Raw genomic sequence first — 22,453 nt, forward strand, 5'->3', positions numbered from 1 at the left:
CTATTCCATAAGTTCATTTACAAAGCGCTTAGCTGACAACACATCAAAGCTTGAGAGAACGCAGATAGGTATATCAAGGTTCTTCCCTACAGTTTCAGCCCAGACTCGTTCAGCATCTGCCATATTTTGGATTAATTCAGTCGACCAGATCTGGCCGTCTCTTTGCTCCAGGCGAGCCTGAATCAAATCAGTAGGAGCTTCCAGACAGATCAACCCGCTAGGCCTTATTTTCTCGAAAACGTCAAATTCAACCCTATAGATACCGTTAGCCTTATTCAGCAACGTAAAATGACCATCTAATATTAATCGTTCACGCCCTTTATTTTTATTAAGCCAGCTAATCAATGCACGTTGATTGCTATTTAAATCCCCAGATCTTTTAGTACTATTAAGGTCGTGTGCAACCAACTCTTCTTTTATCAAATCGCTCACTGTCCGATGTTTCATCGCGGTTTGAATGGCAAGCTGTTGGCAAAACGTGGTTTTGCCCACTCCATGAATCCCACCAACAAAAATAACCAATTCGTTCCCCCCTGAAGAATTGCCGTCCTAAGCTACATGTGCTAACAGTACTAATTCGCCATCACTATGTCCAGGCAGGCTCAAGACATCAGCCTCAGCACGAGGCGATCTGCCACTCATTATTAAAGACGGGCGTCAGCCCGGAAAAAAAGCAAAAGGATAGTCTTAGGGGTACGCCAGCATAAGTTCGATAAACTAATCTAAACAAATCAAACACTTACATTATTTTTTGACTCCTGGTGCCGCACCATACGCAGTATCAAAAAGGCTCACCGAAAGGTGGGCCTTTATTTTTCAGCCGCGCCCCACTGTCCATCGCGATTCCCCATTTGCACAGCTGTCCAGCTCAATTTCTAGAATCCCGCGCGCATCACATTGCTGCCTGCACCTGACTCAGGATCTTCAGGCGCTGGTCTCGTCAGCCAATGCTGCCTCCACCCGCCCGCCGGTAACGGTGTTCTAGAGGCCAGATCATGAGATGTCCTTGCTCCCGGATGTAAGAAGCCGCCAGGCCCGCGTTAGAGTACATCCCATAGGTCGCAGGGGCCTTGGTCCCTGATAACGCTCAGCATTCTTGGCGGGATGGACGTGGGGGAAATGCGGTGGTAACCGTCAGAGGACGGTAATAAGGCTGTGAAATTTCTGCATCAAGCAGGATGAGGGCGCGGGCTTGAATCGGAAAAACAGACGTCGCCGACCAGGGCCGTTCGTCTGGTGCCTCCATTGCGTTCCACCACATGCCGTGGAAGCCCCTAAACCACCCTTCAACGGGTTGTTCGTTACGACGTTTTACCTACCCCTCGCTCTGCCACCTTGCGATAAGCCTGTTCCCGCTCGCGCTTATCCACAGCTACCACAAAAACCACAACCTCCTGATCGATCACCTGGTAGACCAATCGGTAGCCACTACTGCGCAGCTTGATCTTGTAGCAGTCCGGCAAGCTATGTAGCCGGTTCGCCTCAATCCTCGGATCCAGCAAAACCGAGACGAGTTTTTTCTTGAGTTGCTGCCGGACCGTATCCCCTAGCTTTTGCCATTCCTTTAGCGCTCGCGCATCGAACTCAAGGCTATAGGTCATCCAGCGAAACCCTCACGCGTTGAGGGTCTGCCAGGCGCTCGCGAACCTTCGATAGCAGCGCCTCATCTTCTTCAGTCATGAGCACAGGTTTAAAAGGCAACTGCCCGCGCTCGGCGACGTACTGCAAGGCTTGGCGCATGAGCTCGGAAGGCGTAACCCCCAACCGCTCAAGCTCACGGTAGGCTCGGATTTTGAGATCGTCGTCGATACGAACATTGATGGATGCCATGTTGGCTTGCTCACTGTAATGACATTGGTCTTTACAGTGGCGCAATTCTGGTCAGCAGACAAGCGCCTTATGAGCACAAATCGACGAAGGACAAGGCCGTTACGCGCCGATTCGATTCCACAAATAGCCGTGAAGAACTGATTTATTTAGAGCTACTCAATGCGATACACCCCAAGATCCACCAATTCCAGCCCCGCGAATCCCCTACCCTCACAGTGAGAACCCGTTCGTCTGGTACCGCCACACACGATTTCGAAAGGCTCACCTTTTTAGTCGTGCCTCGTTCCTGGACGCCAGCAATCTTCAGGTGGGCAAGGTCTAGAGCTGGGGTGAGCCGCAAAGCGGTCCCGGCTAGCTCATGCGATCCAGCCAACTACGCCACTCCCTGTAAGGCATGAGCTTCCCTCCCGCTCACAGGAACTGCGTTGGACTCTGGAATCGAGGAAGACAGTTGCCCCCACAAAAAATATCGCTCTGGATTTGATCATTGAGCGAAGCGGTCACCCCATCACAAGTAGACCGTCGGGGACCCTGGAGACTGAGCGCGACAGTTACCTCCCCGCACCACGAAGCGCGCGCCACCCCTGCCCCCAGGGATCGCGCGCGCGTAAGAGCGTGGACGTTCCTCCTTTTTAAAACGCCGTGCTAACCGACACCGACATGTTCCGCGGATCGCCGTAGATGGCCCCTGCGTAGAACCCATACTGGGTGTAGTAATGCTTGTCGAAGAGGTTATCCACGTTCAGGCTCACCGAGGTGTCATCCGTCAGCTGATACTTGGCCATGGCATTCCAGATCGCATATCCCGACCAGTTCACATCAGTCGCCCCGCTGCTCACGCCATTCGCCGGCTGCCCAGCCGGGCTGGAGATTGCGCGGATGTTGCTCTGCGCTTTCACCCCAGCCCCCAGGGTCAGGCGGTCCAGCGCACCGGACAGGCGATAGGTGGTGGAGGCCTTGAACAGGTGCGAGGGGTCGCTGCGGCCGTCGCTGTCGACGCGGCGGAAGTGCAGGTAGGTGTAGCCTGCATACACATTCCAGTTCGGGGTCAGGGCGCCGGCGATTTCCAGGTCGATGCCGTCGGTTTCCTGGCCGGTGCCTGCCTTGTAGGCATCGTTGCCGGTTGGCGTGAGCTGGCCGTCGTCGAGCACGGCTTTGTTTTCCTGCTTGGTGCGGAAATACGCCGCCGAGGCGTTCAGCCGGCCGTCCAGCCATTCGCCCTTGATGCCGGTTTCGTAGCTCTGGCCACGGATGGGCTCGACGCGGGTGCCGCTGGCCGTTTCGTTGGTCTGCGGGTTGAAGATGTCGGTGTAGCTGGCGTACAGCGAGTAGGTGTCGTTGAGGTCGTACACCGCGCCCAGGTACGGGGTGACGATGCCGTTGTTCTGCTGGTTGCTGCGCACGCCGGCGACGCTGCGGGTAGTGGCCGAGTAGTCGGTGGTGCGCACGCCGAGGATGACCGACAGGGGGTCGGTGATGCTCAGGCGGGTGGCGGCGTACATGCCTTGCAGGCGCGTGGTGGTCTTGGTGTGCAGGCCGGTGCGCGAGGCGATCATGTCGTAGTCGCTGTCTACGCCGTTGCCCCAGTTGCTGATCGGCAAGCCGTTGTTGGCGCGGAACTGGCAGCCCAGCGACGGCGCGCTGGCACGAGTGGCGCCGACCATGGTGCAGGTGTATTGCGGCGACCAGGCCACGGTGCGGCTGTCGTTGTAGCCGACCATCGCCTGATGGGTGCGGCCGAACAGCTGGAACGGGCCAGACAAATCGATCTGCGCCGACTGCTGGGTGGTGTCGCTGGAGCTGTGCAGGCCATTGAGCACGGCGCCGCTACCGTCCTGGTTCCAGTAGCCGCCATAGCTGCCACGGCCGGCCGAGTTGACCTTGGCCAGGCCGCGGTGGTTGAGCACCTCGGAGGTGCTCTGGGCGGCTTTCAAGTCCAGCGTCCAATCGTTATCGAAGCGGTGTTGCAGCGAGCCGAAGGCGGTGCGGGTGGTGTACTCGCCGAAGCTCCAGCTCGGCACCACGTTGGTGCTGCGCGGCAGGTCGGTCTTGCTGCCGTCGCGGTACCACAGCGGGATGTTCGCACCCCAGCCGCCGCCGACCACCTTGTTGTACTCGTACTGGTAGCCAGCGCCGAGGGTGGTGGCGTCGTCGAGGTCGAATTCGAAGTTGGCCAGCGCCGCGCGGGAACGTTCGGACTGGTTGTCGCGGAACGAGTTGGCCTCGCCCTGGGTCATCACCAGGCGCGAACGCAGGCGGCCGTCTTCAGTCAGCGGCAGGTTGAGGTCAGCGCCGAGGCGGCGTTTGTCCCAGCTGCCGTAGGTGGCGTAGGCGCTGCCGCCGAAGGTGCGGGTCGGCGCCTTGCGGATCAGGTTGACCGTGGCCGACGGGTCGCCCGTGCCGCCGAGCAGGCCATTGGCGCCGCGCACGATATCGATGCGCTCGTAGAGGTCCATGTTCAGCGCATTGCCGCCGCCGTTGAAATCCGAGCCACCCTGGAACTGCAAACCGTCGAGCTTCCAGTTGCTGATCGAGTAACCCCGGGCGCGGAAATCGGTGCGCCCGCCGACTTCGGACTTGGTCGCGCTGACGCCTGGTGTAGTATCCAGCGCCTGCTCGATGGAACGAACGTCACGATCGTCCATCTGCTGTCGGGTGATGGTGGTCACCGACTGCGGCGTTTGCCGTGGGGTCAGCTTGAGGCCGGTGGAGCTCTGGGTGCTTTCGACGGTATAGCCGAGCTGGCCGGTTTCGTCGGCCGACAGCAGCGCCGTGTCGTCAATTTGCGTGGCTTGCAGCTCAAGGGGCTGGGCCTGGGCGGCCACCGCGCTGCCGCTGACGGCAATGGCGACCAGGATGGCAAGCGGGTGCAGGCGGCTACCGCAGCGGACAACAGCAATGGAGTCGTTCATGGCGCTCTTGGGATTCATTTGGGAAGGCTTCGTATTTGCAGATGATTTTTTGTTACGATTCTAGGCATCCGCCTCTTTTGCTCTATCCCCGGCTTGTAACGGGGATGTAATCGAACGTAACAAGCCAATCGGCCCTCCCCTGACAGGTATTTTTTTGATGAGCACGACCCTTCTGGTCGTCGATGACGACGACGAGATTCGCGAACTTCTTTGCGATTACCTCACCGATGCGGGCTATCGGGTGCTGGCCGCAGCCGACGGCGACGGCATGCGTGAGCAACTGACCGCCCACAAGGTCGACCTGGTGGTGCTCGACCTGATGCTGCCCGGCGAAGACGGCCTCAGCCTGTGCCGGCATTTGCAGACCGTGCCTGGCCTGGCGGTGATCATGCTGTCGGCCAAGGGCAGCACGCTGGACCGCATCATCGGCCTGGAAGTCGGCGCCGATGACTACCTGGCCAAACCCTTCGAGCCGCGCGAACTGATCGCGCGCATCAAGGCCGTGCTGCGCCGCCCGCAACGATTGGAGGCCGCCAGCGAAGAAGCGGCCGCCGAGACGCAGCACTTCGCAGGTTTCAGCCTCGATCACGTCAAGCGCCTGCTGACCTGCCCGGACGGCGAAACCCTGACCCTGCCGCGCTCCGATCACCGGGTCCTGCGCGAGCTGCTCGAAGCCAACAACCGCGTAGTCTCGCGCGATCAACTGACGCGTAGCGCATTCGGCCGTGACCATCACCCCGACGACCGATCGGTGGACATGTGCATCAGCCGCCTGCGCCAGCAGCTGCGCCGCGCGCCGGCTGGCGAGGTGCAGATCCTGACCATCCGCAACGAAGGCTACCTGCTGAGCATCGTCCGCAGCGAGGCGCCTCACTGACATGCGCTGGCTGCGCCGCCTGTGGCCCCGCACGCTGTTTGGCCAACTGCTGCTGATCATGGTCAGCGGTACCGTGGTGATCCAGCTGATGTCGAGCAGCATCTGGTTCGACGTGCGTTTTGCCCAGGTGCTGGAAGCGCCGGTACGGCTGATGGCCGCGCGCAGTGCCCCGTTGATTGCCCAGGCCCAGTGCGATGCGCACAGCCTGCAGGTGCCGGCGCACTACCAGCTGCGCTGCGCCGAAAGCGCGCCGGCGGTAGAGGAAGACCAACGCCGTGGCCGTCGCCGCGTTGAGCAGCTGCTGCAACAGGCCTTGCAGTACGAACTTGGCCAGGCCCAGGAGGTGCGCCTGCTGAAGGTGCGGCTGACCGATGAGTCGGGCCAGCCGATCGTCTGGCGCAGCCTGTTCGGCCTGCGCACTGCCCAGGCGCATATCCAGTTCGCCGTGCGCTTGGCCGACGGCCACTGGCTGAGCGTCGATGGCCAGGAGCTGCAGGGCTGGAGCGGCGAGTCGGCCTGGGTGTTGATCAGTGATTATCTGTTGCGGGTGTATGCCCTGCGCATCATTGCCGTGCTGCTGGTATGCCTGATCGCGGTGCGCTTGTGCCTGCGCCCGTTGCGGCGCCTGGCCGACGCGGCGCGTGGGCTGGGCAGCAACCTCGAGCAGCCGCCGCTGGCGCTGGAGGGGCCGGAGGAGGTGCGCCAGGCCGCGCAGGCGTTCAATGCCATGCAGCAACGGCTGATCGCCATGGTCAACGACAAGGCGTATTTCCTCGCGGCGGTGTCACACGATCTGCGCACCCCGCTGACGCGCATGCGCCTGCGCCTGGAACGGCTGCCAGACGATGAGCAGCGCGAGCGCTTGCGCCACAACATCACGCAGATGGACGACATGATCGGCCAGGTGCTGGATTACCTGCGCGCCGGCGAGCAGCAGCACCTGCGCAACGTCGACCTCGACCGCCTGGTGGCCCGCCTGTGTGCGGACCTTGCCAGCGCTGATGAGCCACTGCCGGTGCAGGGCCACGCGGGCAGCCTGCACGTCGATGCCCTGCTGCTGCAACGCTGCCTGCAGAATCTGGTGGTCAATGCCCTGCGTTATGCCAAGGAGGTGTCGGTGACCTTGGCGTCTGGCGCCAGCGAGGTCTGTATCCACATCGACGACCGCGGCCCAGGCATTGCACCTGAGCTGCTGAGTACCATCACCGACCCCTTCGTGCGCGGCGAAGGCTCACGCAACCAGGCCTCGGGCGGTTACGGACTGGGCCTGAGCATCGCCCAGCGCATCGCCAGCAGCCACGGCGGCAGCCTGCAGGTGAGCAACCGCGACGGCGGCGGCCTGCGGGTCAGTGTGTGCCTGCCCCGAGCAGCCGCCACGGACGGCGCCCGCCCCTGACGAAACAGCCCCGGCATAGGCCGGGGCTGCTGGTCCATCCGCTCAGTATCAGAAGATGCTGATTGGGTACTCGACGAACACACGTACTTCGTTGCCGTCGTCGTTGTAGCCGTTCTGGCGAACAGCGTTATTGGTACGCAGGAACGAGCTGCGCAGCTTGATCGACAGATCCTTGGCCGGGCCTTCCTGAACCACGTAGCGAACCTGGTTGAAGATCTCGCGCTCTTTACCTTCGCCGAAGCCCTGCGGGTTGTTCACGTTACGGGTGTTGATGTTGTCACCCACCACGTAGGCCAGCTTGTAGGTCAGGCCGGGAATCCCGTAGGCGCCGAAGTCCAGGCCGTAGCCCAGCTGCCAGGAGCGCTCGTCTTCGGCGTTGAAGTCGGACCAGTAGGAGTTGGCCAGGTAGATGGTCGAACCACCGTCACCCACGCCGCCTTCGTTCTGGTACCAGCCGTAGTTGTAGCCGGTGCTGCCGGTGCTGCGCTGGTGCGCCAGGGTGAACGAGTGCGCACCGTAGGTGTAGGTGGCGGCCAGGCTCCAGATGGTGTTGGAGTCGCCGTTCAGGCCAGCAGCGCGCACGTACTTGTTGTCGATGTCCGACTTGTAGCCGTTGAAGTCCAGGGTCAGGGACTGGTCGCTGGCGATCGGGAAGACGTAGTTCAAGCCCAGGTAGTGCTTCTTCATCACGTCTTCGTTGTCGGCGGTGTACAGCGAAGCGGTGAAGTTATCGGTGAACTTATAGCTACCGCCGAAGACGTTGATCGACTTCAGGCCACCACCGTCGCGGCGCTCGGCGCTCTTGCGCGCTTCCTGAGTGAAGCGGCCGGCGTTCAGCTCCAGGCCTTCGATTTCCTTGGAGGTGATCAAGGTGCCGGTGAAGCTTTCTGGCAGCAGACGGGCGTCGTCGTATTGCAGCACAGGCAGCGCAGGCATCTGGTCACCGTACTTGAGCACGGTGTTGGAGATGCGGAACTTCACGGCGGCGCCAGCGCGCGCCAGGTTGTGCGGTGCGTTGGTCTCTTCGCCGTCGAAGGTGGGATCGGAGCGCTTGAAGAAGTCGACGCCGCCACCCTGGTTACGGCCTTTGCCGCCGTCCAGACGCAGGGCGTACAGGCCGAATGCGTCGACGCCGACACCGACGGTGCCCTGGGTGAAGCCGGAGGAGAAGTTGGCGATGAAGGCCTGGCCCCACTGGGACTGGTCATTGGTGCCGTGCTTCTTGTCACGGTTGATGAACGCGTTACGCAGCAGAACGTTTGCGTGGCTGTCCTCGATGAAGCCTTTGCTGTCGGCCTGATCGTTGGCCTGGGCCTGGGTGGCGGCGATCATCGCCAGCGCGACCAGGCTGATGCTGGTTTTCAACATGTTGTTTTCCTTATTTCTAAATCAAAAACGCTTTGCACTATTACGCCAGGAACCAACGCCCCTTCGTAGGTTCGACGCTATGCGGATCCAACTGAAAGCCCCGCCATTACTCAGTTTGCCGGGGCTTTCGCAGCAGCATGGCCAAGGGTGGCCAGCAAGCGTTGGCCGAATCCTAGCCGCCTGCGATTACAAATGTCAAAAAGTCGTGAAATGCAGGTTGTTATAACCAAATTATCCAGCGCGGCTGGTGCATTTTCTTGCCACATGTGGCAATCGCCAGTCTTTTTATCTTTTGTAGGAAGTCTCCGAGTTAACCTGTGCCGGTGTCACGCTGTACAAACGAAAACGCCACCGCAAAGGCGGTGGCGTTTTGATGGGGCGGGCTCCTGCCCTGGTCAGTGCCAGACCCCCAGCAGCGCATCCAGCTCAGCTTCGCTGATCAGCCCTGCAGGATAGCGGCCGACAAGCAGACGTCGTGGGTCGGTCGTCCTGACCCGTTTGCCTCCATGGTGTCTCAACCACTGCATCAGTAGCCTGAGCGATTGGTGATTCACTGCCGATGGGCGCAAAGCCGTCTCACTTGCTGCGTTCATGTGCACATACTCCTGGGCCCGTGAGCGGCTAATCTACGTCGTCATTGTTACAGTACCGAGCGACCTGCCTAACAGGTAACCCGCTGAAAACAATACAAAAGGTATGCCAGCTGGGCAGCGCCAGGCAGACCAGGCAAAAAAAAGCCCGTCAGGCGACGGGCTCTTGTGCACGATGGGCTCAGCGCTTGACCGGTGCCGGTTGCTGCTGCGTCAGGCAGTGGATGTTGCCGCCGCCCAGCAACAGCTCACGACCGGGGATCATCACCACTTCATGCTCCGGGAAGATTTCCGCCAGGATCGCTCTGGCCTGGGCATCTGCCGGGTCGTCGAAGCTTGGCGCGATGATGCCGCCATTGACGATCAGGAAGTTCACGTAGGAGCCGGCCAGGCGCACCGACGGGTCGCGCTCCTGGCTGCCGGCCACCTGATCGACGCCTGCACATTCTTCGGCGGTGGCGAACAGCGGGCCGGGGATCGGCATCTTGTGCACCACGAACTCACGGCCTTTGGCATCGCGGGTGTTCTTCAACACCTCGTAGGCGGCATGGCAGCGTGCGTAGTTGGGGTCGTTGGAATCATCGGTCCAGGCCAGTAACACTTCGCCTGGGCGGACGTAACAGCAGAAGTTATCCACATGACCGTCGGTTTCATCGTTGTACAGGCCATCAGGCAGCCAGACGATGGTGTCCACCGCCAGGTGCTCGCGCAGCACCTCCTCGATCTGCTCGCGGGTCAGGTGCGGGTTGCGGTTGCGGTTGAGCAGGCACTCTTCGGTGGTGATCAGCGTGCCCTCGCCGTCGACATGGATCGAGCCGCCTTCGAGGACGAAGCCTTCGGTGTGGTAGCGCTGGCAGCGCTCCATCTCCAGCACCTTGGCAGCCAGCGCTTCGTCACGGTTCCACGGTGCGTACAAGCCCCCGTCGAAACCGCCCCAGGCATTGAAGCCCCAGTTCACGCCACGCACCTCACCCTGGTCGTTGATCACGAAGGTCGGGCCGGTGTCGCGCACCCAGGCGTCATCGTTGCTGATTTCGACCACGCGGATATTGGGCAGGTCGAGCTGGCGCCGGGCGTTCTCGTACTGGCCGGCGGAAACGCCCACGGTGACCGGCTCGAAACGCGCGATGGCCTTGGCCAGGGTAACGTGCGCCGCCTGCGCCGGCTTGCCGCCCAGGCGCCAGTTGTCGGAGCGCTCCGGCCAGACCATCCAGACCTGGCTTTGCGCAGCCCACTCGGCGGGCATGTGGAAACCGTCGGCGCGGGGGGTGGAGTTGAGGGTTTTCATGGGTAACCTCTGGGTAGGCCCTAGGCCGCTGGTGGATGGGTAGGCGCTGCTGTACGCGAAAGCTGATTTATAACCGATAAATATCGGCCTTGAAAGCGTTACAGATCAGAATGCACGCTTTATGAAATGTTTTGATCGATATCAATCGATTCTTCACCACGGATGAGAGGGCTTTGACGCCTCCGCTATAATCGCAGCATACTTACCGAAGACTTCTCCATGAATATCATTGAAACCGCTATTCCAGATGTCCTGATCATCGAGCCGAAGCTGTTCGGTGACAGCCGCGGCTTTTTCTTCGAGAGCTTCAATGCCCGTGAATTCCTGAAACTGACGGGCTTCGATGCACGCTTCGTTCAGGACAACCATTCACGCTCGCAGCGTGGCGTGTTGCGTGGCCTGCACTATCAGATCGACAACCCACAAGGGAAGCTGGTGCGCGTCGTCGCTGGCGAAGTGCTCGACGTGGCCGTGGACCTGCGCCGTAGCTCACCGACGTTTGGGCGTTGGGTCGCCACCCGCCTGTGTGGCGAAGATCATCGTCAATTCTGGATTCCGCCAGGGTTCGCCCATGGCTTTCTGGTACTGAGCGACACCGCCGACTTCCTGTACAAGACCACCGATTACTACAACCCCAGCGCCGAGCGTTCGATTCGCTGGAACGACCCTGAACTGGCCATCGACTGGGGTGTGGATAACCCGATCCTGTCGGCCAAGGATCAGGCGGCGCCGCTGTTCAAGGAGGCGGACCTGTTCCCATGAAAATTCTCGTGTGTGGCCATAACGGCCAGGTCGCCCAGGCCCTGCGCGGGCCATTGGCAGGGTTCGGCGAGGTGCATGTAATGGGCCGCGCGCAGCTCGACATGAGCTGCCCGCAGGCGCTGCGCGAACCGTTGCGACAGCTTGCCCCGGATTTGATCGTCAATGCGGCGGCCTACACCGCCGTCGACCAGGCCGAACAGGAGCCTGACACCGCCTTCGCGATCAACGCCGAGGCGCCAGGGGTGCTGGCCGAGGAGGCGCAGCGCCTGGGCGCGCCGCTGATCCACTTCTCCACCGATTATGTGTTCAATGGTAACCAGGCCAGCCCTTACCGCGAAGAGGACCAGCCCGACCCGCTGGGGGTATACGGCCGCAGCAAGCTGGCCGGTGAACAGGCGATTGCCGCTGTTGGCGGCGAGCACCTGATCTTGCGCACCAGCTGGGTCTACTCGTTATATGGGCGTAATTTCCTCCTGACCATGCAACGTCTGCTGCAGGAAAGGCCCGAGCTGCGCGTGGTCGACGATCAAGTCGGCGCCCCCACCTGGGCCGCCAGCATCGCCACCGCCACCGCCGCCCTGATCGAGCGCTGGCAGGCGGGCCAGGCCGGCGCCTGGGGCATCTATCACCTGACGGCCCAAGGTGAGACCTCCTGGTTCGGCTTCGCCCAGGCCATTGGCGCCCAGCTAAAGGCACGCGGCCTGCCCTGCGCCGCGCTGCAGCCGATCGCCACCCGCGACTACCCGACACCGGCACGCCGCCCGCTGAACTCGCGCCTGGACTGCTCGCGCCTGAGCCGCGAATGGGACGTGCGCCTGCCGCATTGGCAGCAGGCACTGATCGACTGCCTGAAGTAGCGCATAATTGCGCCAGACCCTTCTGGCGCACGTAAGCGATGATTGCAAAACCCACGCCCCCTCGCCGCCCCCGTTGGCGCAGCCTGGCCCTGCTGGCGCTGTGCCTGGCCCCGTTGCTGTGGCCGCTGCACCACCTGGCCGAGCGTTACTACCATGACCAACTGGCGTCGCAAAATCGCCAGACCCTCGACCTTTACGTCGCCAACCTGCTCGGCACGCTGCATCGCTACGAAACCCTGCCGCAGATCCTCGGCGACCTGCCGGCGCTGCGTGGCGTGCTGGCCGATCCATTTCGTCTCGAAGCGGTGACCAATGCCAACCGCTTGCTCAAAGGCATCGTCCAGCAGACCGGCGCCGAGGTGATGTACCTGATGGACGTCAGCGGCAATACCCTGGCGGCCTCCAACTGGGACAAGCCAGACAGCTTCGTGGGCCGCAACTTCTCCTTCCGCCCCTACTTCAACGAAGCCATGGCCGGGCACCTGGGGCGCTTCTTCGGCCAGGGCACGACCTCGGCCAAACGCGGCTACTTCTTCGCCGCAGCGGTGCGCGACCGCGAGCGCATCGTCGGTGTGCTGGTGGTCAAGGTCGACCTGGACCATACCGAAACCCTCTGGGGCAATACCCCCGAGCAGCTGCTGCTGACCGACCACAACGGCGTGGTGATTCTCACCTCGCGCGCCGACTGGCGCTTCCGTGCCACCCGCCCGCTGAGCGAGGCCGAGCGCCAGGCGATCATCGCCATCCAGCCCTACCCGACCCAGGCCCCGCAGCCGCTGGTGCTGAACCAGGACGCCTGGCTGACCCAGACCCGCGACATCAAGGAAACCGCCTGGCAGGTGAGCATCCTCGCCCCGCGCCAGCTGGTCGACCGCTCGGTGCAGACGGTCATGGCCATCGGCGGTGGCGGCCTGCTGATGCTGATGCTGCTCGCCGGCCTGGTGATGCAGCGGCGGCGCCACTACATCGACCGCATCGATTTCGAGGCCCGCGGCCGTCAGGAGCTGGAAAAGCGCGTGGTCGAGCGTACCGCCGCTCTCGAAGGCCTCAACACCCGGCTCAAAAGCGCCGTGCTGGAGCGTGAGAATGCCCAGCAAGAGCTGGTCCGCGCCCAGGACGAACTGGTCCAGGCCGGCAAGTTGTCGGTGCTTGGCACCATGTCGGCGAGCATCAGCCACGAGCTCAACCAACCCTTGGCAGCGATTCGCAGCTACGCGGAAAACGCCGAGATCCTCCTCGATCACCAGCGCACCGACGATGCGCGTGGCAACCTCAAGCTGATCGGCGAGCTGACCGGGCGCATGGCCTCGATCATCGCGCACCTGCGCGCCTTCGCCCGGCGTGACCGCCATGCCCCGGAAAGCGTGGCGCTGCAACCGGCACTCGACGACGCCCTGGCGCTGCTGGCCAAGCGCCGCCGGGCGATGGCCGTGGAGCTGATTCGCGACTTGCCCGAAGCCACGTTGTGGGTCCAGGCTGGCGAAACCCGGCTGCGCCAGGTGCTGGGCAACCTGCTGGCCAATGCCCTCGATGCCCTGACCGAAAAGGCCAACCCGCGACGCCTGTGGCTGAGTGCCGAAAAGCGTGACGAGTACGTCTACCTGTACATTCGCGACAACGGCCCAGGCTTCAGCCGCCAGGCCCTGGAGCATGCCAAGGAGCCGTTCTTCACCACCAAGACGCGCACCCAGGGCCTGGGCCTGGGCCTGGCCATCTGCGAAAGCCTGATGCGCACCCTGGGCGGCGAACTGCTGCTGGCCAACCACCCTGAAGGCGGCGCCCTGCTTACCCTGCAACTGCGCACGGCCGCACCCGGCGCGACCTTGCCCACTTCGGAGGATTCCTCGGCATGACCACCGAGCCTTACATCGACAGCCAGGCCCAGGTGATTCTGGTCGATGACGATCCACACCTGCGCCAGGCGCTGAGCCAGACCCTTGACCTTGCCGGCCTCAAGGTCGTGGCCTTGGCCGACGCCCAAGGCCTGGCCGAACGCATCGAGCCGGACTGGCCGGGCGTGGTGGTCAGCGACATTCGCATGCCAGGCATCGATGGCCTGCAACTGCTCGAGCAACTGCACGGGCGCGACAGCGAATTGCCGGTGTTGTTGATCACCGGCCATGGCGATGTGCCGCTGGCGGTTCAGGCCATGCGCGCCGGTGCCTACGATTTTCTGGAAAAACCCTTCGCCAGCGATGCCCTGCTCGACAGTGTCCGCCGCGCCCTGGCCCTGCGCCGCCTGGTGCTGGATAACCGCAGCCTGCGCCTGGCCCTGAGCGACCGCCAGCAGTTGGCCACGCGCCTGGTGGGTCACTCGCCGGCGATGCAGCGCCTGCGCGAGCAGATTGGCGCACTGGCCGGCACGCGCGCCGATGTCCTGATCCTGGGCGAAACCGGCGCCGGCAAAGAGGTGGTGGCTCGCGCCCTGCACGATCTGTCCAGCCGGCGCGATGGGCCGTTCGTGGCGATCAATGCCGGTGCGCTGGCAGAATCGGTGGTCGAAAGCGAGTTGTTCGGCCACGAGCCAGGGGCGTTCACCGGCGCGCAGAAACGCAGGATCGGCAAATTCGAGTTCGCTAACGGCGGCACGTTGTTCCTCGACGAAATCGAGAGCATGAGCCTGGATGTGCAGGTCAAGTTGCTGCGCCTGTTGCAGGAGCGTGTGGTCGAGCGGCTGGGCGGCAACCAGCTCATTGCGCTGGATATCCGCATCATTGCGGCGACCAAGGAAGACCTGCGTACTTCGGCCGATCAGGGTCGCTTTCGCGCCGACCTGTATTACCGCCTGAACGTCGCACCGCTGCGCATTCCACCGTTGCGTGATCGCGGCGATGACATCCTGGTGTTGTTCCAGCACTACGCCGACGCGGCCAGCCAGCGCCACGGCCTGCCGCCGCACAGCCTGCAGCCGGCCCAGCGCGCCCAGCTGCTGCGCCATCCTTGGCCTGGCAATGTGCGCGAGCTGCAAAACGCTGCCGAGCGTTTCGCCCTGGGCCTGGAGCTGGCGCTCGACGGCCAGGCGCCGGCAGCGGCGGCAAGCGCAGCGCCGATGCTGGCGGGCAACCTGAGCGAGCAGGTCGAACAATTCGAACGTTCCCTCATCGCTGCGGAGCTGGCCCAGCCGCACAGCTCGATGCGCAGCCTCGCCGAAGCCTTGGGGGTACCGCGCAAGACGCTGCACGACAAGCTGCGCAAGCATGGCCTGCATTTCGAGGGCGCCAGCAGCGGCACTGACGACCATGAGGAGCATCGTTGATGAGCGCTGACAGCCATTATCTGCAAGCCGTGCTGCACGGCGATATCCCGCTGACCCGGGAAATGGGCCTGGAAGTGATCGACTGGCAGGCAGGCGTCTTGCGCCTGCAACTGCCCCTGGCCGCCAACGTCAACCACAAGAGCACCATGTTTGGCGGCAGCCTGTATTGCGCGGCGGTATTGGCCGGCTGGGGCTGGCTGCACCTGCGCTTGCGGGAGTTGGGTATCGATGACGGGCATATCGTGATCCAGGAAGGCCAGATCGCTTATCCGTTGCCGGTCACTGGCGCTGCGATCGCACGCTGCGAGGCGCCGGATAGCAAAACCTGGGAGCGCTTTGTGACGCTCTACCAACGCCGCGGGCGGGCCCGACTGACACTGGCGACCACGGTCAGCAATGCCGGCAGCGACGAGCCTGCCGTGACCTTCAGCGGTCAGTACGTGCTGCACCGCTGAGAGCCCTCAGTCGCGCGAGCAGCTGTCTTGCCAAGGCAGCGCGCCCCGCCGTGAGGGCGACTGTCTTCATCGATTCCTGCACTCAACGTTTTTCTGTGAGCGCGGCGCTTTCGCGACGCGAGGCCGCTTCCACAAGGACATCGTCATGGGTTTGGAGATTGAACGCGTCAGATCAAATCCAGCAACGCCTGGCGCCATGGCGCAGCGCCAGGCAGGGCCAGGAAGAACGGATTGAGCAGCGATTCGCGTGGCGGATAGCGCAGTGGCTGGCCACTGACGTCAATGACTTCGCCTCCAGCACCTTCGAGCACACCTTGGGCGGCAGCCGTGTCCCATTGCGAGGTCGGCGCCAGACGCGGGTAGCAGTCGGCGCTGCCCTCGGCCATCAGGCAGAATTTCAGCGAGCTGCCGATGTTGGCCAACTGCAGCTCGCCCACCGCAGCGCTCAAGCCAGCCAGCAAGGCTTCTTGCTCAGGGCTCGAATGCCGGCGGCTCGCCACCACCGTGAAACCGGTGCCCGCCGGCGGCGCTGAACGGACCTGGATCGGCACTGCCTCGCCGTGCGCTTCGGCGCGCCAGGCGCCCAGGCCACGACCGCCAAAATAACTGCGGCCGCTGGTAGGCATCGACACCACGCCAAACACCACCTCGCCGTTCTCGATCAAGGCGATGTTGACGGTGAATTCCTCGCTACCGGCGATGAATTCCTTGGTGCCATCGAGCGGGTCCACCAACCACCAACGACTCCAGCCCTGGCGCTCGGCCAACGGGATCTCGCAGTCCTCTTCCGACAACACTGGAACCTGCGGCGCCAGGGCCTGCAGGCCATCGGCGATGACCCGGTGTGCGGCGAGGTCGGCGGCAGTCACCGGCGAATCATCGGCCTTCTGCGTCACCGCCACCTCGGCGCGCCAGAACGGCAGGATGGCCTCACCGGCCAGGCGCGCCAGGTCGACCACTGCATGCATCAGTCGTTGATCGTTCATGCTGCCAACAGCCCCCGCTGAATCAACAAGTCGCGGGCCAGGTACAGCGCTGCCAGCGCCCGCCCTTCGGTGAATTGTGGGTGCATGGCCAGCGCCGACAGCTCGCGCAGGTTGACCTTGTCGACCCGCATCGGCTCAGGTTCATCACCTTCCAGGCGTTCTTCATAGAGGTCGCTGGCCAGCACCACCTGAATTTTCTGGCTCATGTAACCTGGCGACAGCGACAGCTCCGTCAGGTGCTCCAGTTGGCGAGCGCCGAAGCCAGCTTCTTCCTTGAGCTCGCGGTCGGCTGCGGCGAGCACGTCCTCGCCGGGCTCGATCAAACCCTTGGGCAGCGACAGCTCGTATTCGTCGGTACCGCCGCAGTATTCCTCGACCAGCACGGCATGCTCGGCGTCGAGCATGGCCACGATCATCACTGCGCCATAGCCGTTGCCGCGGCCAACCAGGCGCTCATAGGTGCGCTCGACACCGTTGCTGAAGCGCAACTGCACGGCTTCGACCCGGAACAGGCGGCTGCTGGCGACGATTTCGCGGCTGAGGACAGTGGGTTTCTGGCGCATGGGGCAGCTCCTTGGCGTGAACGGGTTACTATACCGTGGCTTGCCGACTGATCGAGAGTTTCCCATGCCTGTTCTTACCTGGTCCGACATCGACACCGTTCTGCTGGACATGGACGGTACCCTGCTCGACCTGCACTACGACAACCGCTTCTGGCTCGACCACCTGCCCCAGCGCTACGCCGAGCTGCACGGCGTCAGCCGGGCCATGGCGCAAATGGAGCTGGAGCCGCTGTTCGCGCGCAATGCCGGCACCCTCAACTGGTATTGCCTGGACTTCTGGAGCCGCGAACTGAAGCTGCCGATCCGCGAGCTCAAGCGCGAGATCGCCGACCTGATCGCCTTGCGTCCCGATGCCGACACGTTTCTGGCAGCCATCCGCGCAGCCGGCAAGCGCGTGGTAATGATCACCAACGCCCATCGCGATTCGCTGTCGTTGAAGCTGGAACGGGTCGAGCTGGCCCCGTATTTCGAGCGTTTGATCAGCTCGCATGACTACGGCTACCCGAAAGAAGCCCCGCAATTCTGGGATGCCCTGCAAGCGGACATCGGTTTCGATCCGCAGCGCAGCCTGTTCATCGATGACACCTTGTCGATCTTGCGCAGTGCCCAGCGCTTCGGTGTCAAGCACCTGCTGGCAGTACGCCTGCCGGACAGCAAGGCGCAGCCGCGCGACACCGAGGAATTTGCCGCAGTTGAGGATTATCGGGATTTGCTGGCAGGGCTTTGAGGGCCTGTGCGGGCCAGCGCAGCTTCAACCAGGCCGGCCCGCAGTACAGGTGGACGCCGCTCAGTCAGGAATACGCAGCACCTGCCCCGGGTAGATCTTGTTCACATCCTTGAGCATCGGTTGGTTGGCTTCGAAGATCTTCTGGTATTTGTTGGCGTCGCCGTACACGCGTTTGGAAATCGCGCTGAGGGTATCGCCCTTTTCCACGGTGACGAAGCGCGCGGCCTGGGCCACCGGCCCGGTCACGGTAATCTGATCGTCGACGCTGGCCACGCCCTCGATGTTGCCGGCGGCGAGGATGATTTTCTCCTTCTCCTCCTGGCTGGCAACCTCGCCTTTGAGGATGACCTTGTCGCCCTCGACCGTGGCGGTGATGTTAGGGTTACCCAGGCCGACATTTTCCACGTGTTTTTTCAACTGCTCCTCGGCCTTGGCATTGCCCGGCGTGAGCAGGTCGATCAATTTCTCACCGGCTTCCTTGACGAAACTGAACAGGCTCATGGTGCGCTCCTTGTTGAGGTAAACCTTGGATCCGCAAGTCTAGGCCATGATCGCCACCTGCGCCTGGCTGCGACCAATCGACGCGGTCTATCAGGGCATAGACCCTAGCGATTAGACGCGCGCGCCGTCGCGGCCTAGGCTTGTGCTATCAAACAGCCGCCAACCGTCCGCCTACGATGCCAAGCAAACCGCCGGTCTGCACTGCCTCCACACCCTTGGCCCTGCCGGCCGCCAGCAACACCTACGACTACGTCCAGCTCAGCGACGCTCAGGGTGCCTGCACGCCGCTGGCCGAAGAGGTTGCCCTGGCCATCGTCTATAACGGCCTCAACCAGGCAGTGATGCTGGTCAGCCCCACCGACCTCGAAGACTTCGCCGTGGGTTTCAGCGTCGGCAGCGGCATTGTCGACGGCACCGCAGAAATCTACGACCTCAAGCTCTCGGGCAGCGGCTCGGCGCTGTACGCCGATCTGGAAATTTCCAGCCGCGCGTTCTGGAACCTGAAGAACCAGCGCCGCCAGCTAGCCGGTACCAGCGGCTGCGGCCTATGTGGGGTCGAGGCCCTGGAACAGGCCCTGCCGGACTTGTCGGTCTTGCCTGGCGCGCCATTGCCGCCGGCGCAGTGGCTGGTCGGCCTGCGCGAGCGCATCGATGCATTCACGCCGCTGGGCCAGCACTGCGGCGCGGTACACGCGGCGTTGTTCATGAACGGCGCAGGCGAACTGCTGATGGGCCGCGAAGACATCGGCCGGCACAACGCCCTCGACAAACTGATTGGCGCCCTGCTGCGCCAGCGCATCGGCACCGCTGGCGGCCTGGCCATTGTCACCAGCCGTTGCAGCCTGGAGCTGATCCAGAAGGTGCTGCGTGCCGGCATCCAGACCCTGGTGAGCCTTTCTGCGCCCACCGGCCTTGCCCTGCAGTGGGCGCGCAAGCACAACCTCAACCTCATTCATCTGCCCAAACACAGCGCACCGCGGGTCTACAGCCCAGCGGCGGAGTCGTAACTGTCGTGACCTCGTACCAGCAACTTCCAGACAACGCCCCAGCTTCCACCCCTCGCTACAAGCCCTACCACGGCCCCGCCGGCGGCTGGGGTGCGTTGCGCAGCGTGGCCAAGGCCTGGGTGGGCAGTGACAACGCACTGAAGAACATCCGTGCCCTGCTCAAGACCAACCAGAACGGCGGTTTCGACTGCCCCGGCTGCGCCTGGGGCGACTCGCCCGAAAGCGGCATGGTCAAGTTCTGCGAAAACGGCGCCAAGGCGGTCAACTGGGAAGCCACCAAACGCCGGGTAGATGCCGCGTTCTTCGCGCGCTACAGCGTCAGCGCGTTGCTCCAGCAAAGCGATTACTGGCTGGAGTATCAAGGACGCCTTACCGAGCCGATGGTCTACGACCCTCTGAGCGATCGCTACCAGCCGATCAGCTGGGAAGCGGCCTTTGCCCTGATCGCCCGCGAGCTGAACAAACTCGCCACCCCGGACCAGGCGGAGTTCTACACTTCGGGCCGGGCCAGCAATGAAGCGGCCTACCTCTACCAGCTGTTCGTGCGGGCCTATGGCACCAACAACTTCCCCGACTGCTCGAACATGTGCCACGAGGCCAGCGGCGTGGCCCTGGGGCAAAGCGTCGGGGTCGGCAAAGGCACCGTGACCTTCGATGACTTCGAGCATGCCGATGCCATCTTCGTCTGGGGCCAGAACCCTGGCACCAACCATCCGCGCATGCTCGACCCGCTGCGCGATGCCGTGAAGCGCGGCGCCCAGGTGGTCTGCGTCAACCCGCTCAAGGAGCGTGGCCTGGAGCGCTTCCAGCACCCGCAAAACCCGCTGGAGATGCTCACCAACAGCGACCGTCCGACCAACACCGCGTTCTTCCGCCCGGCCCTGGGCGGCGACATGGCGCTGCTGCGCGGCATGGCCAAGTTTGTGCTGCAATGGGAGCGTGAAGCGCAGGCCAAGGGTGAAGCGGCCGTACTCGATCATGTGTTCATCGCCGAACACGGCCATGGGGTAGACGAATACCTGGCGGCTGTCGATGCCACGTCCTGGGAGCACATCCAGCAGCAGTCCGGGCTGGCGCTTGCCGACATCGAGCTGGCCGCACGCATGTACTGCCGCGCCAAGCGAGTGATCATGTGCTGGGCGATGGGCATCACCCAACACCGCCACTCGGTGCCGACCATCCAGGAGATTGTCAACCTGCAGATGCTGCGCGGCAATATCGGCGTACCCGGCGCCGGCCTGTGCCCGGTGCGCGGCCACAGCAATGTCCAGGGCGACCGCACCATGGGCATCAACGAACGTCCACCGGTGGCCCTGCTCGATGCCATCGAGAAACGCTTCAACTTCCGCGTACCCCGGCATAACGGCCACAACACGGTCGAGGCGATCCACGCCATGCTCGACGGCCGCGCCAAGGTGTTCATCGGCCTCGGTGGCAACTTCGCCCAAGCCACGCCGGACACCGAGCGCACTGCCCAGGCCCTGCGCAACTGCGAGCTGACGGTGCACATCAGTACCAAGCTCAACCGTAGCCACCTGATCCACGGCAAGCAGGCGCTGATCCTGCCGTGCCTGGGCCGCACCGACATCGACCTGCAAGCCGAAGGTCCACAGGCGGTGACCGTGGAAGATTCCTTCAGCATGGTCCACGCCTCCAATGGCCAGCTCAAGCCGCTGTCCACGCAGATGCGTTCGGAGCCTGCCGTAGTGGCCGGTATCGCGGCCGCGACCCTGGGCAAGCAGCCGGTCGATTGGCACTGGTTGGTGGCCGACTACGCGCGCATTCGCGACTTGATCGGCGACACCATTGCGGGCTTTGCCGACTTCAACCAGCGCCTGGCCCACCCCGGTGGCTTCTACCTGGGCAACAGCGCCGGTAGCCGTCAGTGGACGACTGCCAGCGGCCGCGCCAACTTTAAGGCCAACCTGCTTCCGGACACCCTGCTCGACGAGCGCGTACGGGCCAGCGGCCAGGTGCCTGACCTGATCATGCAGTCGATGCGCTCTCACGATCAGTACAACACCACCATTTATGGCCTCGATGATCGCTACCGTGGCGTGCGCGGCCAGCGCGACGTGCTGTTCGCCAACGAAGCCGACATCATCCGCCTGGGCTTTCAGCCGGGGCAGAAGGTCGATATCGTTTCACTTTGGGGTGATGAGCATGTGCGCCGTGTGCAGGGCTTCACCCTGCTGGCGTTCGATATTCCGGCCGGGCAAGCGGCGGCCTATTATCCGGAAGTGAACCCATTGATTCCGCTGGAAAGCATCGGTGAAGGTAGCCACACGCCGACCTCGAAATTCGTCGCGATCAAGCTTGAGCGTGCCTCGGACAACGGCCGGATCGTGTAACGCCCGGTAGGTTGCGCAACCACGAAAAAAGCCCTGTACCGCGAGGTTCAGGGCTTTGTCCTAATTACCTAGGACAACCGAAAATGGTTTAAGTTTCATAGCAAATACAACAACTTAGCTAATTGTGTACAACTCGTGTTACTCGTCGGATTTTCGTTGCCAGGCGCCCGCCATCGCTGCAAATTCGCCTCGTCATCCCTCTGAGGCTCTCTTGATGAAGAAGTACTCCTCGATTCTGTTGTTGTCTTTCAGCTTGCTCAGCGGCGTTGCCATGGCTGGCGGCTCCACCGAGGCCGGCATTGGCGGCGCATTGGGTGGGGTACTCGGCTCCGTCGTGGGCAACTCCATCGGCGGTAGCACCGGTGGCGCCATCGGCGCAGGCCTGGGCGGCGCTGCCGGCGGTGCCCTGGGTGCCGACAAGCGTCAGCGTGGCGAAGCGGCAATCGGCGGTGCGCTGGGCGCTGCCGGCGGTAACGTGGTCGGTCGCTCGGTCGGCGGCACCACCGGTAGCTACATCGGTGCAGCCGCAGGCGGCGGCGCTGGTGGCGCGCTGGGTAACTACATGGGCAACAAGGCCGATGAAGACGAGCGCCACGAGAACCGTCGCTACCGTCGCGGCTACGACGACGACCGTCGCCACTGGGACCGTGGCCACCACTACGGCCATCGCAAGCATAAGCGCCACGGGCGCCACTGATAGCTCAGCGCAGCTGCAGGTCGAAAGCCC

The 22,453-nt window shown here is 62.9% G+C and carries 21 protein-coding genes; 11 read left to right on the forward strand and 10 right to left on the reverse strand.

Annotated features, from left to right (window positions below):
- The 4 genes from FS665_RS04205 to FS665_RS04220 all read right to left on the reverse strand — a co-directional run bounded on the left by FS665_RS04205 (position 1) and on the right by FS665_RS04220 (position 4,742).
- Positions 1 to 522 carry an ATP-binding protein gene (locus FS665_RS04205; protein WP_145183884.1) on the reverse strand — a complete coding sequence of 174 codons (522 nt, stop codon included), beginning with the start codon at positions 520 to 522 and terminating at the stop codon, positions 1 to 3.
- A gap of 779 nt (positions 523 to 1,301) precedes the next feature.
- Positions 1,302 to 1,601 (reverse strand): type II toxin-antitoxin system RelE/ParE family toxin, encoded by a 300-nt coding sequence (locus FS665_RS04210; RefSeq protein WP_145183887.1) that lies wholly within the window; start codon positions 1,599 to 1,601, stop codon positions 1,302 to 1,304.
- Entirely contained in the window at positions 1,591 to 1,830 is a 240-nt protein-coding gene (locus FS665_RS04215) for a type II toxin-antitoxin system RelB/DinJ family antitoxin (RefSeq protein ID WP_145183889.1), read from the reverse strand. The genes FS665_RS04210 and FS665_RS04215 overlap by 11 nt, the downstream gene beginning before the upstream one ends.
- A 632-nt stretch (positions 1,831 to 2,462) precedes the next feature.
- A complete protein-coding gene (locus tag FS665_RS04220) occupies positions 2,463 to 4,742 on the reverse strand; it encodes a TonB-dependent siderophore receptor (protein ID WP_371921223.1) in 2,280 nt (759 codons plus the stop codon).
- A gap of 157 nt (positions 4,743 to 4,899) precedes the next feature.
- Here FS665_RS04220 and FS665_RS04225 point away from each other — a divergent pair, with 157 nt between their 5' ends.
- Both FS665_RS04225 and FS665_RS04230 read left to right on the forward strand, forming a co-directional pair.
- On the forward strand, positions 4,900 to 5,619 hold the full coding sequence (locus FS665_RS04225; protein ID WP_145183897.1) for a response regulator: 720 nt from the start codon (positions 4,900 to 4,902) through the stop codon (positions 5,617 to 5,619).
- 1 nt (position 5,620) lies between these two features.
- Complete coding sequence (locus FS665_RS04230; RefSeq protein WP_145183899.1) at positions 5,621 to 7,015, forward strand: ATP-binding protein; 1,395 nt, start codon at positions 5,621 to 5,623, stop codon at positions 7,013 to 7,015.
- 48 nt (positions 7,016 to 7,063) lie between these two features.
- On the opposite strand, the gene FS665_RS04235 is transcribed toward FS665_RS04230, so the two are convergent.
- The 3 genes from FS665_RS04235 to aguA all read right to left on the reverse strand — a co-directional run bounded on the left by FS665_RS04235 (position 7,064) and on the right by aguA (position 10,261).
- The gene (locus FS665_RS04235) at positions 7,064 to 8,383 is read right to left on the reverse strand and encodes an OprD family porin (protein WP_145183902.1); all 1,320 of its coding nucleotides are present in this window, start codon (positions 8,381 to 8,383) and stop codon (positions 7,064 to 7,066) included.
- Between the two features lie 395 nt (positions 8,384 to 8,778).
- The gene (locus tag FS665_RS23640) at positions 8,779 to 8,976 is read right to left on the reverse strand and encodes a hypothetical protein (RefSeq protein WP_145183905.1); all 198 of its coding nucleotides are present in this window, start codon (positions 8,974 to 8,976) and stop codon (positions 8,779 to 8,781) included.
- Between the two features lie 178 nt (positions 8,977 to 9,154).
- Positions 9,155 to 10,261: an agmatine deiminase gene (gene aguA / locus FS665_RS04245; protein ID WP_145183909.1), complete on the reverse strand. Its 1,107-nt coding sequence runs from the start codon at positions 10,259 to 10,261 to the stop codon at positions 9,155 to 9,157.
- Between the two features lie 219 nt (positions 10,262 to 10,480).
- Here aguA and rfbC point away from each other — a divergent pair, with 219 nt between their 5' ends.
- Genes rfbC through FS665_RS04270 form a run of 5 tightly spaced genes read left to right on the forward strand, consistent with a single transcriptional unit; the run spans position 10,481 to position 15,591 of the window.
- Complete coding sequence (rfbC, locus tag FS665_RS04250; RefSeq protein ID WP_145183912.1) at positions 10,481 to 11,023, forward strand: dTDP-4-dehydrorhamnose 3,5-epimerase; 543 nt, start codon at positions 10,481 to 10,483, stop codon at positions 11,021 to 11,023.
- Entirely contained in the window at positions 11,020 to 11,880 is an 861-nt protein-coding gene (gene rfbD / locus FS665_RS04255) for a dTDP-4-dehydrorhamnose reductase (protein ID WP_145183915.1), read from the forward strand. The genes rfbC and rfbD overlap by 4 nt, the downstream gene beginning before the upstream one ends.
- A 38-nt stretch (positions 11,881 to 11,918) precedes the next feature.
- Entirely contained in the window at positions 11,919 to 13,733 is a 1,815-nt protein-coding gene (locus FS665_RS04260; RefSeq protein ID WP_145183918.1) for an ATP-binding protein, read from the forward strand.
- Entirely contained in the window at positions 13,730 to 15,136 is a 1,407-nt protein-coding gene (locus FS665_RS04265) for a sigma-54 dependent transcriptional regulator (protein ID WP_145183921.1), read from the forward strand. The genes FS665_RS04260 and FS665_RS04265 overlap by 4 nt, the downstream gene beginning before the upstream one ends.
- Positions 15,136 to 15,591 carry a YiiD C-terminal domain-containing protein gene (locus FS665_RS04270; RefSeq protein WP_145183924.1) on the forward strand — a complete coding sequence of 152 codons (456 nt, stop codon included), beginning with the start codon at positions 15,136 to 15,138 and terminating at the stop codon, positions 15,589 to 15,591. Before FS665_RS04265 ends, FS665_RS04270 begins: the two co-directional genes overlap by 1 nt.
- Positions 15,592 to 15,758: 167 nt before the next feature.
- On the opposite strand, the gene cysQ is transcribed toward FS665_RS04270, so the two are convergent.
- Both cysQ and nudE read right to left on the reverse strand, forming a co-directional pair.
- Positions 15,759 to 16,577, reverse strand: a complete 819-nt coding sequence (cysQ, locus tag FS665_RS04275; protein ID WP_145183927.1) for a 3'(2'),5'-bisphosphate nucleotidase CysQ — start codon at positions 16,575 to 16,577, stop codon at positions 15,759 to 15,761.
- Complete coding sequence (gene nudE / locus FS665_RS04280) at positions 16,574 to 17,140, reverse strand: ADP compounds hydrolase NudE (RefSeq protein WP_145183931.1); 567 nt, start codon at positions 17,138 to 17,140, stop codon at positions 16,574 to 16,576. Before nudE ends, cysQ begins: the two co-directional genes overlap by 4 nt.
- A 64-nt stretch (positions 17,141 to 17,204) precedes the next feature.
- Here nudE and yrfG point away from each other — a divergent pair, with 64 nt between their 5' ends.
- Positions 17,205 to 17,867, forward strand: a complete 663-nt coding sequence (yrfG, locus tag FS665_RS04285; protein ID WP_145183934.1) for a GMP/IMP nucleotidase — start codon at positions 17,205 to 17,207, stop codon at positions 17,865 to 17,867.
- Between the two features lie 60 nt (positions 17,868 to 17,927).
- On the opposite strand, the gene lysM is transcribed toward yrfG, so the two are convergent.
- Positions 17,928 to 18,368 carry a peptidoglycan-binding protein LysM gene (gene lysM, locus FS665_RS04290; protein WP_145183938.1) on the reverse strand — a complete coding sequence of 147 codons (441 nt, stop codon included), beginning with the start codon at positions 18,366 to 18,368 and terminating at the stop codon, positions 17,928 to 17,930.
- Positions 18,369 to 18,544: 176 nt separating this feature from the next.
- Here lysM and fdhD point away from each other — a divergent pair, with 176 nt between their 5' ends.
- The 3 genes from fdhD to FS665_RS04305 all read left to right on the forward strand — a co-directional run bounded on the left by fdhD (position 18,545) and on the right by FS665_RS04305 (position 22,423).
- The gene (gene fdhD / locus FS665_RS04295) at positions 18,545 to 19,375 is read left to right on the forward strand and encodes a formate dehydrogenase accessory sulfurtransferase FdhD (protein WP_145183941.1); all 831 of its coding nucleotides are present in this window, start codon (positions 18,545 to 18,547) and stop codon (positions 19,373 to 19,375) included.
- 5 nt (positions 19,376 to 19,380) lie between these two features.
- Positions 19,381 to 21,726, forward strand: a complete 2,346-nt coding sequence (locus FS665_RS04300) for an FdhF/YdeP family oxidoreductase (RefSeq protein ID WP_145183944.1) — start codon at positions 19,381 to 19,383, stop codon at positions 21,724 to 21,726.
- Positions 21,727 to 21,940: 214 nt separating this feature from the next.
- Positions 21,941 to 22,423, forward strand: coding sequence for a glycine zipper domain-containing protein (locus tag FS665_RS04305; protein WP_145183946.1), 483 nt, complete (start codon positions 21,941 to 21,943; stop codon positions 22,421 to 22,423).
- The last annotated feature ends 30 nt before the right edge of the window (positions 22,424 to 22,453 follow it).

It is taken from the genome of Pseudomonas sp. URMO17WK12:I11 (assembly GCF_007677725.1).
Lineage (GTDB): Bacteria > Pseudomonadota > Gammaproteobacteria > Pseudomonadales > Pseudomonadaceae > Aquipseudomonas.